Raw genomic sequence first — 12,701 nt, 5'->3', positions numbered from 1 at the left:
GAACGCGGCGCGGCGGCATCGGGCACTATGGCGCCCTCAGTCGACCCCACGGAGCCCGCCCATGAAGGGACACCCCGACGTTGTGCAATGCCTCAAGGAGCTGCTGCGCGGCGAACTGGCCGCGCGCGACCAGTATTTCATCCACTCGCGACGTTACGAGGACCAGGGCCTGCTGGCGCTGTACGAACGCATCAACCACGAGATGGAAGAGGAAACCGAGCACGCCGATGCGCTGCTGCGGCGCATCCTGTTCCTGGAAGGCGACCCGGACATGCGCCCGCATGCCTTCGAGCCCGGGCGCACGGTCGAGGAAATGCTGGAGAAGGACCTGAAGGTCGAATACGAAGTGCGTGCCAATCTGGCCGCGGGCATGAAGCTGTGCGAGCAGCACGGCGACTACGTCAGCCGCGACGTGCTGCTGGCGCAGTTGCGCGACACCGAGGAAGACCATGCCTGGTGGCTGGAGCAGCAGCTCGGCCTGATCAAGCGCATCGGCATGGCGCTGTACCAGACCTCGAAGATCGACGGGCACGTGTCCGGCAAGGACGCCTGATCCAGACGCGCGCCTCCCGCTTGCGGGAGGCGCCGATGCAGTGAGCGGGGAGTTCCCCGCCACCGCGGCAGTGCCATCGCCGGCTGCCTGCGACCGGCCGCTCGTGCCGGTCGCCACCTCTCGCACTGGCCTGCATCGGCAATGCCGCCCCGTGTGCGCGGCGGCCCCGCTTTCGATGCCGTGGCGATTGCCGCTGCAGTCTGCTGGCCGCAAACCCCGACCAGCGCTCTGTCCTCCTCGTTTTTTGAAACTGCCGATCGAGTCGGGCGGCGCGCCGCGCTCGGCTGTGGCGTTGGCTGGTGTGGCCGACGCGTTCGCCGCATGCACTGCGATGCCGTGACCGTGACGTGCGCCGAGGTGTTCGCTGTCGGCTGTTGCGACGCCGCAAAGACCGGCCGGCGCACGCAGGGTGCCGCTCAAATAATCCCTTTGAGTCCAGGCGCTTGCGCGCTTCGTCGCGCCCGCGGCGAACGCCGTGCGCACAATGCTTGCAAAACGGTAGTGATCGCTATACGGTAGTTTTCACTACTTAATTGCGCGATGGCGAGGGGGCGTTCGATGCAGGCGAGTCCGGGAATCAAGTGGTACGGCGTGGTCATTGCGGGGTGGTTGCTGGCGCCGGCTGCAGCAGGCGCTGCACCGGCCGCGGCGCAGGGGCTGTGGCTGACCGCGGCCAAGGACGCGGTGGTGGAGTTCGCGCCCTGTGCGGATGCGGCCACGGCCTTGTGCGGACGCATCGTCTGGGACAAGGACGCCGGCACCGCCACCGATACCTGCGGCGTGCAGATCGCACGTCTGGCGCGCGAGGACGGCGACACCTGGCGCGACGGCTGGGCGTTCGATCCGCGCAGCGGCAAGCGCTACAAGGCGACGTTGCGCGCCAGCGGCAAATCGTTGGACCTGCGCGCCTTCGTCGGCGTGGAAGTGCTCGGCGAGACCGAGCGCTTCACCCGCGTGCAGGCGCTGCCCAGCACGCCGGTCTGCGCCAAGTAGTCCACCTGCCGCGCGCGCAACGCGCCGGCGCCATCGACGTGCGGGGCCCGCGACGGCCGCCGCGCGTCCCACCTTCCTCAGCGAACAGGGGAGATTGAGATGACTGCAGTCCGCTTCATGGCGACCCTCGCGGGCGCACTGGCCCTGCACGGCGCGTGCTGCGCCCGGGCCGACGCCCAGCAGGCCGACGCCGATGGCATGGTCAACTACGAGTTCCAGAATCAGATCAAGCTGATGAGCGAGCAGCGCACGCGCGGCGTGTCCGACTCGCTGATGCGCCCGTCGCTGAAGTGGACCACCCAGTTCGTCCACGCCAGCGGCTTCGTCGCGCTGCTGGAGGTGGCCAAGGTCAGCAAGAAGCAGTTCCTCGATGGCGACGGCCTGGGCATCACTGCCGCGGCCGGCTATCGCTTCGGCAATCCCGATGCCTGGCATGCCGGCGTCGGCCTGGCCACCGAGCGCTTCCCGGGCGCCAGTTTCCTGGCCCCGCATCAGATCGATCTGCAGACCGGCACCCCGGCGGACATCCGCCGCACCGACTACGACAGCAATTTCGGCGTGCTCGAACTCGGCTACGGCGCGGTCGAGGGCCGCCTGCTGTACGTGTTCTCCAAGACCTACCGCGGTGCCGACACCGGCGGCGTATGCGCGCAGATCCTGCAGTTCGCTGCCGACCCGACGACGGCGTTGCGCTGCTTCGCCCGTGGCGAGCACGACTCGCGCGGCACGCTGCTGGGCGATCTCAACTACCAGACGCCGCTGCTGCCGTCGGTATTGCCGTCGACCACGCTGCGCCTGCACGCCGGCTACCAGAAGCTGCGCAATTTCAGCGAGGGCAGCTTCGCCGACTACCAGATCGGCATCACCCACAAGCGTTGGGGGCTGGACTGGAACCTGGACTGGGTCAGCACCCGGGTCAACGCGCACGAGCTGTACTGGGTGCAGGACGGCGCGCGCATCCGCAAGACCGATGGCGACACCCTGGTCGCCTCGATCGGCTACACGTTCTGACCGATGCGCAGCGAACTGCTCGATGCCGACCGGGGCGGCGACCAGCCACTGGTGCTGGCGGTGGACCTGGGAACCTCCGGCTGCAAGTGCGCGCTGGTCACCCTGGACGGCCAGGTGATCGCCTGGGCGTTCGAGCCGGTGCCGCTGCACGTGCATGGCGTGTGCGCCGAGCAGGATCCGCGCGACTGGTGGAACGCGCTGCTGGTCACCGCCGCGGCGGTGCTGCAGGGGGGCGAGGCGCTGCGCCGGCGGGTGACCGCGGTGTGCTGCTCGACCCAGGGCGAGTGCACCGTGTGCGTGGACCGTGACGGCCGCGCGCTGGGCAACGCGATGCTGTGGCTGGACATGCGCGGGCAGGCGGCGATCGCGCGGCGCCTGCGCGGGCGCTGGCTCAACGTGCGCGGCTATGCGCCGCTGAAACTGCTGCGCTGGCTGCGCCTGAGCGGAGGTGCGCCGGCCGGCAGCGGCAAGGATTGCGCCGGTCACATCGCCTACCTGCGCGACCACGAGCCGCAGCGCTACCAGCGCACGCACAAGTTCCTCAACGCGCTGGACTATCTCAACCTGCGCCTGACCGGGCGCTTCTGCGCCACCGCCGATTCGGTGCTCACCACCTGGGGCACCGACAACCGCGACCCGATGCGCATCCGCTACGACGACGGCCTGCTGCGGCTGCTCGGCATCGAGCGCGACAAGCTGCCGGACCTGGTGGCCTCGACCGAGGTGCTGGGGCCGCTGCTGCCGGGCGTGGCCGCACAACTGGGCCTGTCGCCGCAGACCCGGGTGATCGCCGGCGCCATCGACAACTCGGCGGTGGCGGTGGCCGCGGCGGTCGAGGACTACGCCGCGCATCTGTATCTGGGCACCTCGTCGTGGCTGGGCGCGCACGTGCCGCGGATGAAGACCGACGTGTTCAGCAACATCGCCGCGGTGCCGTGCGCGGTGAGCGGGCGCTACCTGGCCACCGCGCTGCAGTCCACCGCCGGCGCCAACCTCTCGTTCCTGCGCGACCGCATCCTGTTCCATCCCGACGAACTGCTGCGCGACGAAGAACGCCCGGACGTGTACGAGGTACTCAACGTCATCGCCGCGCGGGTGCCGCCCGGCGCCAACGGCCTGGTGTACATGCCGTGGCTGTTCGGCGAGCGCACCCCGGTCGAGGATCACAGCCTGCGCGCCGGGCTGGTCAACCTGTCGCTGATGCACACCCGCGAGGACATCATCCGCGCCTTCATGGAAGGGGTGGCGTTGAACACGCGCTGGATGATGGAGCCGTTCGCGCGGCTGCTCGGTCGCGATCCGGGCGTGATCGCCGCGGTCGGCGGCGGCGCGCAATCGGACCTGTGGTGCCAGATCATCGCCGACGTCAGCGGCCAGCCGATCCGGCAACTGCACAATCCGATCCAGGCCAACGCGATCGGCGCCACCTTCATCGCCGGCGTGGGCCTGGGCCGGCTGCGCTTCGCTGACCTGCCGGCGCTGCAACGCGCACGCCGGGTATACGAGCCGTCGCCGCTCACCCGCGCGCTGTACGACGACCGCTATGCGATGTTCCGCGAGTTGCAGCGCACGCTGGCGCCGATCTACCGGCGCATGAATCCCGTTCCCGAGTGCGTGCCGGAGGTTCCCCAGCATGTTTGCCCATGAACAACGCGCGCGTGTGGTCGCGCTGTGCGTGGAACTGTCGCGGCGCGGCTATCTGGCCGGCACCGGCGGCAACGTCGCCTTGCGCCTAGACGCCGAGCGCTTCGCGGTGACGCCCTCGGCCATCGATTACCTGGCGATGCGCGCCGAAGACATCTGCGTGGTGCGCCTGGCCGACTTGCGGCAACTGGATGGCGCCGCCACGCCATCGGTGGAGACTGGGCTGCATGCGCAGGTGCTGCGTCGCCGCCCCGACGTGGCCTGCAGCATCCACACCCATCAGCCGGTGGCCAGCGCCTGCGCGCTGCTCGGCGCGGCGCTGCCGGTCGAGGATCCGGCGTTGCAGGCGGCGATCGGCACGTGCGTGCCGATGGTCGGCTACTTCCCGTCCGGCACCGGGCTGCTGACCTGGCTGCTGGCACGCCAGCTGCGGCCGTCGAGCAACGCCTACCTGATGCGCAACCACGGCGTGCTGTGCTGCGGCCGCAGCCTGGAGCAGGCGGTGGCGGCGGTCGATGCGCTGGAGCAAGTGGCGCGCGAACACCTGACACGCCGCATCCGACGCCGCGCCCTGCACGACACCGGCCTGGCCGCGCCGTTGCGCGCCGTTCTCACTGCTCTGGAGGCCTGAGCGCATGCACGCCCTTTCCGTTTCCGTTCCCCCGAGCCCGGCACCGACCATGAGCCAGACCCCCGCCATTTCGCAATGGCCCGATGTGGACCAGTTGTACGCGCGCTTCCATGCGCTGGTGAACCAGCCGATGCGTCCGATCGGCGCCGCCGGCATGGCCAAGGTGATGCGCTATTTCGACGCGCGTTGCCAGGGCTCCAAGCGCCTGGGCGAGGCGGCCAAGCAGGTGATCCCCGGCGGCGTGCAGCACAACCTGGCGTTCAACCATCCGTTCCCGCTGGCAATGCACAGCGCCGAGGGCGCGTATCTGACCGACGTCGACGGCAACCGCTACATCGACTTCCTGCAGGCCGGTGGTCCGACCCTGCTCGGGTCCAATCCGCCGGAACTGCGCGAACACGTGCAGGCCGTGCTGGACCAGTGCGGCCCGGTGACCGGCCTGCTGCACGAATACGAGGTCAAGCTGGCCGAACTGGTCTGCGCCAGCATGCCGGCAGTGGAGATGCTGCGCCTGCTCGGCTCCGGCACCGAGGCGGTGATGGGCGCGGTGCGTTTGGCCCGCACCCACACCCGCAAGAAATGGATCATCAAGATCGGCGGCGCCTACCACGGCTGGAGCGACCAGCTGGTGTACGGCATGCGCCTGCCGGGCACCGGGCGCATGGAGGCGATCGGCATCCCGCGTGGCGCCACCGCCTACACCCAGGAATGCCACCCCAACGATCTGGAGGCACTGCGCCGCAAGCTGCAGTTCAACCGCCTGCGCGGCGGCACCGCGGCGGTACTGCTGGAACCGCTGGGACCGGAGAGCGGCACGCGGCCGGTGCACCACGACTACAACCGGCAGGTGCGCAAACTCTGCGACGAGTTCGGCGCGCTGCTTATCTTCGACGAGGTGGTCACCGGCTTCCGGCTCGGCCCGGGCGGTGCGCAGGGCTACTTCGGGGTCATGCCCGACATCACCGTGCTCGGCAAATGCCTGGCCGGCGGCTATCCGATGGCCGGCGCGATCGGCGGCCGCCGCGAGGTGATGATGAGCCTGGTCGGCGGCATCGGCACCACCGCGCGGCGGGCCTTCGTCGGCGGCACGCTGTCGGCCAATCCGCTGTCCTGCGTGGCCGGCTACCACGCCTTGCTGGAGGCGCAGCGCAGCGACGCCGCCGGCCAGGCCGGCCGCGCCGGCGATCGCCTGCGGCAGGGCCTGGAGGCGATCATCCGCCGTCTCGGCCTGCCGTACGTGGTCTACAACATGGGCTCGATCGTGCACCTGCAGACCTCCGGCGTGCTGCTGCTGGATACCGGCAACCTGTACAAGCTGTGGCGCGTGCGCAACGAGGCCAAGGAGCGCAAGCACATGATGGAGGAGATGGGCGCGGCGTATTCCGCGCACGGGCTGATCACCCTGGCGGGCAGCCGCATCTACACCAGCCGCGCCGATACCGATGCGGTGGTGGACGAGGCACTGAATCGCTTCGACGACGTGTTCAAGCTGGTGTAGCGCATGCCCACCCTCTCGCACATCGAAGCGCTGTGGCTGCAGACCCGCGAGCGGCTCGCCGCCAAGCGTCTGCTCGGCGACGACGCGGCGGCGCTGGCGCTGCGTTGTCCGGGCACCACGGCGATGTGCTGCGGTGCGCTCGATGCGGAGCGGCCGCAGTGGCTGGACTGGCGCGATCCGGCGCTGCCGCCCGCGGCGCAGGTGCACGCGCAGGTGTACGCGCGGCGTCCGGATGTCGGCGCCAGCGCCTGGTCGGCCGGCGTGTTCGGCTTGCGCCTGGCCGACGTCGGCGGCGTGCTGCCGCAGGTGTTCGACGAGCAGGCCCGGCACATCGGGCCGATGCCGGCGCCGTTGGCGGCTGTGGATCGGGTGACCAGCGGGCCGCCGCAGATCGGCAACGCCCTGCTGCTGGGCGGGCGCCCGCTGTGCCTGGGGACCAGTGCGCAGCGGCTGGCGTTGAACGTGGAGTTGTTCGAGAAATGCGCCAAGGCCTACGTCCTCGCCGCGGCCACCGGCGGCCGGGTGCGGGAGCTGCCCTGGTGGGTGCGGCGCATCGCCAACGGGCGGCTGCGCAAGGACCAGCGGCGTGCCGCCGCGGCCTTCGCCGCGGGCGAATTGCCGGCCGAAAGCAAAGGCTACTGAGGGTCCACTGCGATGACCGCCATGCCATCCCCGTCCTCCAGCGCGGCAAGCGCCGTCCAGGCCCCGCGCCCGCTTGCGGCGGCCTTGTCGATCGGCGCCATCGCCCTGCTGATCCTCGGCGTACAGCCGATCGTGCTCGGCGCGCTGGTCGAGCAACACCTGATCACGCTGCCCGGCGTGGGCGTGGTGGCGATGGGCGAGATCATCGCCCTGGGCATCGGCGTGGCATTGGGCGATGCGCTGCTGCCGGTGTCCTGGCAGCGCGCCACCGCGATCGTGGCGGCGTTGCTGGCCGCGGCGCTGAACCTGGCCACGGTGCAGGCGCAGGGCGATGCGGCTTTCGTCGTGCTGCGTGCGGCCGCCGGCCTGGCCGAAGGGTTGTTGGTCTGGGTGGCCACGGTCAGCATCGTGCGCGCGGCCACGCCGGACCGGGTCACCGCGGTGTTCATGGTGCTGCAGGCGCTGGCGCAGATCGCGCTGGCGGCGGCGCTGGCGCTGTGGGTGTTGCCGGCGGCCGGCTGGAAGGGCGGCTTCGTCGCCATGGCCGCGACCTGCCTGCTGGTGCTGCCGCTGGCGGCGGCCCTGCCGGCAGCGGCGAGCCAGGCCCCCGCCGCCGGCGTCCAGTGCGCGACGATCGCCACCGCCAGGCTGCGCTGGTCGCCGGCGACTCTGGCGCCGCTGCTGGTGGCGTTCCTGCAGATGTCGGCGATCGGCGCGCTGTGGGCCTACCTGGAGCCGCTGGCGCTGCGCGCGGGACTGGACGCGCACGCGGCGCAACTGCAGACCTCGTGGGTGCTGGGCATGCAGATCGTCGGCGGGCTGGCGGCGATCTATTGGGTGCGGCGGCTGTCGGTGTCGGCGACCCTGACCCTCGGCAGCCTGGCGCTATGCCTGGTGGCCGCGGCGATGTATCGGGTTCCTGGCGCGCCGGCACTCGGGTTCGCGGCAGTGTGCGTGGCGTTTGGCTTCACCTGGATGTTCCTGATGCCGTTCCATGTCGGCCTGGCGCTGCGCGCCGATGCGCAGGGGCGGGTGGCGGTGCTGGTGCCGGCCGCGCAATTGATCGGATCGGCCTGCGGGCCGTTGCTGGCCTCGCTGCTGCTGCACGCCGACGATCCGGCGCCGGTGCCGCTGGTCGGCCTGGGCTTTGCTTTCGCCGCGGCGCTGCTGGCGTTGTGGATCGGCCGGCGGCAACGCCATGCGACTGCCTTGCAGGCCGGCTCGCATGCTGGGTGAGCGGCGCCATGCGCGTGCGCTGATTGGGACTGCGATGCGTGCCGGCATGCCGCGCGTGGCGCAGGGCAGGGCGCTGCTGCGTGAAGCGGGGTCGCCGACCTCCGCCAAGCAGGAGAATGACGATGTCGCCTGAGCCCGTGCAGGACACCGCGCCGGACACAATCGCGGCACTGTTCGCCGCGCAGCAGGCCACCGCGCTGGCCTGGCGCGGCGCCTCGGCGAATGCGCGACGCGCCCGCCTGCGTGCGCTGCGCGATGCGCTGCTGGCGCGACGGCAGGCGCTGGTCGCGGCCTTCGCCGCCGATTTCGCCAAGCCGGCGCTGGAAGTGGAGTTGACCGAAGTGCTGCCGGTGGTCGACGAGATCGCCACCGCGATCGCACAGTTGCCGCGCTGGATGCGTCCGCGCAGGGTCTCGCCCACCTTGCTGGCCCTGGGTACGCGCGCGCGCATCGCGTTCCAGTCCAAGGGCCGCTGCCTGATCATCGGACCCTGGAACTACCCGGTGGCCACCGTGCTGGGGCCGCTGGTGTCGGCGTTGGCCGCCGGCAACACGGCGCTGATCAAGCCCTCCGAATTCACACCGCAGGTCAACGCGGTGCTGCAGGCAGTGCTGGACGAGGCATTCGCGCCGGAAGAGGTGGCCCTGGTGCAGGGCGGGGCGGCCACCGCGCAGGCCTTGCTGGCCTGTCCGTTCGACCATGTGTTCTTCACCGGGTCGGCGGCGGTGGGCCGGCAGGTGATGGCCGCGGCGGCGCGGCAGCTCACGCCGGTGACGCTGGAACTGGGCGGCAAGTCGCCGGTGATCGTCGACCGCAGCGCCGACCTGCGCCGCGCCGCCGAGGTGATCGTCTGGGCCAAGCTGGTCAATGCCGGACAGACCTGCATCGCCCCGGATACCTTGTTCGTGCATCGCGACGTCAGCGCGCGCCTGCTCGAACACTGCCGCGCCCTGCTGGTGCAACGCTACGGTGCCGATGCGCAGGCGGTCGCCGCCAGTCCGCACCTGGCGCGCATGATCCACCCGGCACATGCCGCGCGCGTGGCCGCGCTGATCGACCAGGCGCGCGCCAATGGCGCGCAACTGCTGGCCGGTGGCGAGCACGACGCGGCGCGGCGCTACGTGGCGCCGACGCTGCTGGCGCAGGTGCCGGCGCAGGCGCGCATCGCGCAGGAAGAGATCTTTGGTCCGGTGCTGCCGGTGGTCGAGTTCGAGCAGTTGGAGGAGGTGCTCGACCGACTCGATGCCGCGCCCAAGCCGCTGGCGCTGTACCTGTGGAGTCGCGACCGCGCCTGCATCGCGCGGGTGTTGGCGCGCACCAGTTCCGGCAGTGCGGTGGTCAACCACTGCCTGCAGCAGTTCGTGCACAGCGGCCTGCCGTTCGGCGGGGTCGGTGCCTCGGGATTCGGCAGTGCGCACGGCGTGCACGGCTTTCGCACTTTCTCGCACGAGCGCGCGCTGCTGCAGGGTGGGCGCCTGCCGATCGTCAAGGCGTTCTTTCCTCCGTACACCGCCCTGCAGCAACGCTTGGCGGCCGGCCTCAGCGGTTGGTTGGCGCGGCGCTGAGCGTCGTTGCCGATGGGCCAGGGACGCGCGCGGTAAGATGCGTTGTCGGCGCGTGCAGCGGCGCTGCGGCGCCGTCCGCGCGCGCAGGGCCGCGGCGATGCGCGCCGCAACGCGGCCTGTGCCGCTTCATCACCATCGAGATCCCATGCCCGCCGACACGCCGCGTTCCCCCGCACCGCACCGCCCGCGCCTGACCGGGAACAAGGTGCCGGCCCAGCATCGCGCCACCGAGACCTATGAACAGATCCTCTCGGTCACCGCGCAACTGCTCGGCGACGTCGGCGTGGAGCGGCTGTCCACCAACCTGGTGTGCGCGCGGGCCGGGCTGACGCCGCCGGCGCTGTACCGCTATTTCCCGAACAAGTACGCGCTGCTGTCGGAACTGGGCCGGCGGCTGATGGAGCGGCAGAACCAGCTCATCCCCAAGTGGATCACCCTGCAGGCGATGAGCGGCACGCGCGAGGCGTTGCAGCGCGCGCTGGCCGGACTGGTGCTGGATACCTACCGCGTCACCAAGGCGACCGAAGGCGGTGTCTGGGTGCTGCGCGCGCTACGCGCGGTGCCGGCGCTGCAGCAGGTGCGCCTGGATTCGCATGCGCAGGTGACCAAGGGCCAGGTGCGCTTCCTCAGTGAGGCCTTCCCCGACGCCGACCCGCGCCAGTTGCGCCTGGTCAGCCGCATCGTGGTCGACCTGATCTATGCCACCGTGGAGTTGCTGTTCGACACCCGCCTCAGCGCCCGCGCGGTGGCCGATACGGTGGCGGCGATGATCGCCAGCCATATCGAACAACTGCGCGATGGCGCGGCGGCGGATGACAGCGCGGAGCAGGCGTCGACAGACGCCGCCTGAGGCAGCAGCGACGCGTCCGCAGACAAGGCGCGGCACCCGCAGGAGGCTGTACATGCCGTGCAGACCGCGTGGCTAGGCAGCGAACTTGCCTGCGTCCAGATCCGCGATCAGCGTCGGGCCGGTCGGCGTCCAGCCGAGCCTGGCCTGGGTCAGCGCGCTCGAGGCCGGCATGTCGAGTTGCACGAACATCGCCATCCAGCCGAAATGCGCGGCGGCCTCGCTCGGCGCGATCGACACCACCGGCAGCCTCAGGCCGCGCCCCAGCGCCTCGGCGATCTCGCGGCTGCGGATGCCTTCCTCGCCCACAGCGTGATAACGCGCGCCCGGCTGCGCCCTCTCGATCGCAAGACGGTACAGCCGCACCACGTCGGACAGGTGGCCCGCCGGCCAGCGGTTGCTGCCGTCGCCGACATAGGCGACCACGCCCTTGTCGCGCGCGATCGCCACCAGCGGGGTGACCAGCCCTTGCCGATACGGGGTATGGACCTGCGGCAGCCGCATCACCGAGACATTGACCCCGGCCTCGAGCAACGCGTTGCCGGCCTGCTCGGAGGCGATGCGCGGATTCGGGTGGGAGGCGTTGAACACGTCCTCGCTGGCGGGCTCGCCGTGTTCGCCGCTGCCCACGCCGGTGCCCGAGGTGATCAGCAGCGGGCGATCGGAGCCGTGCAGCGCCGCGCCGAGGGCCGCGATCGCGCGTCTGTCCTTCTCGCAGTTCGCGGCGAAGTTGCTGAAGTCATGATCGAACGCCGCGTGGATCACCGCATCGGCCTGCGCGGCGCCACGCGCCAGGCTGTCCGGATCCTCGAGCGTGCCATGATGGACCTCGGCGCCGGCCGCGCGCAGCGCCTGCGCGCCGGCCTCCGATCGGGTCATGCCGAGCACGCGATGGCCGGCCTGGAGCAGCTCGGGAACCAGTGCCGAGCCGATGAAACCGGTCGCGCCGGTCAGGAAGATACGCATGGTGCACTCCGTTGTGTCGGTGCGATCGACTCTCCGGCATCGGCGTATCCCGTTAAAGTAGTGACGTCATCGTAGTAAAGCGACTAACAGGCTCGCCATGCATTCCGATCCAGCCCATTCCCTGGGCGACTTCCTGCGCAGCCGCCGGACCCGGCTCGATCCCGCCAGCTTCGGCTTCTCCGGCCGTCGGCGCACGCCGGGTCTGCGCCGCGAGGAGGTCGCGCAGCGCGCCAACATCAGCCCGACCTGGTACACCTGGCTGGAACAGGGGCGTGGGGGCGCGCCGTCGGCGCAGGTGCTGGAGCGCATCGCCGGCGCGCTGCTGTTGACCGAGGCCGAGCGCGACCACCTGTTCATGGTCGCGCTGGGGCGCCGGCCGGAGGTGCGCTACCGCGCGGTGGCGGGGGTCGACCCGCGGCTGCAGCGCGTCCTCGATGCGCTGGAAACCAGTCCGGCCATCGTCAAGACGCCGACCTGGGACGTGGTGGCCTGGAATCGCGCGGCGGCTGTGGTGCTGACCGACTACGGCCAGCTCCCCGTCGGCGAGCGCAACATCCTGCGCTTCCTGTTCTGTCACCCCGCCACGCGTGCCAAGCAGCACGATTGGGCGAGGGTGGCACGCTTCGTGGTGGGCGCGTTTCGTGCCGACGTGGTGCGTGCGGGCATCGCGTCGGACGCGGCGGCCCTGGTGACCGAATTGTGCGCGCGCAGCGCCGAGTTCGCGGCCCTGTGGCACGACCACGAGGTGTTGAGCCACGGCGAGGGCGATGGCGAAAAGCGTCTCAGGCATCCGCTGCTCGGCGAGATCGCGCTGGAGTACTCGGCCTTCGCCGTCGATGGCCGGCCGGACCTGGGCATGATCGTCTACACGCCCGTCGATGCCGGCGTGGCCGCGCGCATTCGCGCGCTGGCTGCCGCGCATGGTGCGGCCGAGGGTGCGCGGGAGGAGACGGCGCTGGCGCCAGGTTGAACAGCGGAGACCTGGGATAACTGGCGCGCGCCTCGTCGCGCCATCCTTGCGCTTGAGAACAGCGGTGGCGACCTGGAGTCTGGTGCCGTAGGAGCGGCTTCAGCCGCGACCTCGTGAGCTGTCGCGGTGAAGCCGTTCCTACGAT

At 70.7% G+C, this 12,701-nt stretch carries 12 protein-coding genes; 11 read left to right on the top strand and 1 reads right to left on the bottom strand.

Annotated elements, in window-relative coordinates:
- The first annotated feature begins 61 nt into the window (after positions 1-61).
- The 10 genes from bfr (at position 62) to RAB71_RS14160 (ending at position 10,623) form a co-directional block, all read left to right on the top strand.
- Positions 62-553, top strand: coding sequence for a bacterioferritin (bfr, locus tag RAB71_RS14205; protein ID WP_026143459.1), 492 nt, complete (start codon positions 62-64; stop codon positions 551-553).
- 558 nt (positions 554-1,111) lie between these two features.
- Complete coding sequence (locus tag RAB71_RS14200; RefSeq protein ID WP_010344014.1) at positions 1,112-1,546, top strand: DUF2147 domain-containing protein; 435 nt, start codon at positions 1,112-1,114, stop codon at positions 1,544-1,546.
- Between the two features lie 117 nt (positions 1,547-1,663).
- Positions 1,664-2,557 carry a TorF family putative porin gene (locus tag RAB71_RS14195; RefSeq protein WP_010344013.1) on the top strand — a complete coding sequence of 298 codons (894 nt, stop codon included), beginning with the start codon at positions 1,664-1,666 and terminating at the stop codon, positions 2,555-2,557.
- Between the two features lie 3 nt (positions 2,558-2,560).
- Complete coding sequence (locus RAB71_RS14190; RefSeq protein ID WP_010344012.1) at positions 2,561-4,204, top strand: FGGY-family carbohydrate kinase; 1,644 nt, start codon at positions 2,561-2,563, stop codon at positions 4,202-4,204.
- Entirely contained in the window at positions 4,191-4,832 is a 642-nt protein-coding gene (locus RAB71_RS14185; protein WP_010344011.1) for a class II aldolase/adducin family protein, read from the top strand. Before RAB71_RS14190 ends, RAB71_RS14185 begins: the two co-directional genes overlap by 14 nt.
- A gap of 49 nt (positions 4,833-4,881) precedes the next feature.
- Positions 4,882-6,330, top strand: coding sequence for an aspartate aminotransferase family protein (locus tag RAB71_RS14180; protein WP_010344010.1), 1,449 nt, complete (start codon positions 4,882-4,884; stop codon positions 6,328-6,330).
- Between the two features lie 3 nt (positions 6,331-6,333).
- Positions 6,334-6,972, top strand: a complete 639-nt coding sequence (locus RAB71_RS14175) for a hypothetical protein (protein ID WP_010344009.1) — start codon at positions 6,334-6,336, stop codon at positions 6,970-6,972.
- A gap of 84 nt (positions 6,973-7,056) precedes the next feature.
- Entirely contained in the window at positions 7,057-8,208 is a 1,152-nt protein-coding gene (locus RAB71_RS14170) for a hypothetical protein (protein WP_041500325.1), read from the top strand.
- Positions 8,209-8,330: 122 nt separating this feature from the next.
- Positions 8,331-9,773 carry an aldehyde dehydrogenase family protein gene (locus RAB71_RS14165; protein ID WP_010344006.1) on the top strand — a complete coding sequence of 481 codons (1,443 nt, stop codon included), beginning with the start codon at positions 8,331-8,333 and terminating at the stop codon, positions 9,771-9,773.
- Positions 9,774-9,918: 145 nt separating this feature from the next.
- On the top strand, positions 9,919-10,623 hold the full coding sequence (locus tag RAB71_RS14160; protein ID WP_010344005.1) for a TetR/AcrR family transcriptional regulator: 705 nt from the start codon (positions 9,919-9,921) through the stop codon (positions 10,621-10,623).
- Positions 10,624-10,695: 72 nt separating this feature from the next.
- Here RAB71_RS14160 and RAB71_RS14155 read toward each other — a convergent pair whose 3' ends face one another.
- Positions 10,696-11,586, bottom strand: a complete 891-nt coding sequence (locus RAB71_RS14155; protein WP_010344004.1) for an SDR family oxidoreductase — start codon at positions 11,584-11,586, stop codon at positions 10,696-10,698.
- Between the two features lie 97 nt (positions 11,587-11,683).
- Between RAB71_RS14155 and RAB71_RS14150 the strand changes: the two genes are divergently transcribed.
- Positions 11,684-12,556 carry a helix-turn-helix transcriptional regulator gene (locus tag RAB71_RS14150; protein ID WP_010344003.1) on the top strand — a complete coding sequence of 291 codons (873 nt, stop codon included), beginning with the start codon at positions 11,684-11,686 and terminating at the stop codon, positions 12,554-12,556.
- Positions 12,557-12,701 lie beyond the last annotated feature (145 nt).

The sequence above is a fragment of the Xanthomonas sacchari genome (assembly GCF_040529065.1).
Lineage (GTDB): Bacteria > Pseudomonadota > Gammaproteobacteria > Xanthomonadales > Xanthomonadaceae > Xanthomonas_A > Xanthomonas_A sacchari.
The sequence above is the reverse complement of the archived record's forward strand: the minus strand, read 5'-3'. Positions and strand labels throughout refer to the sequence as shown.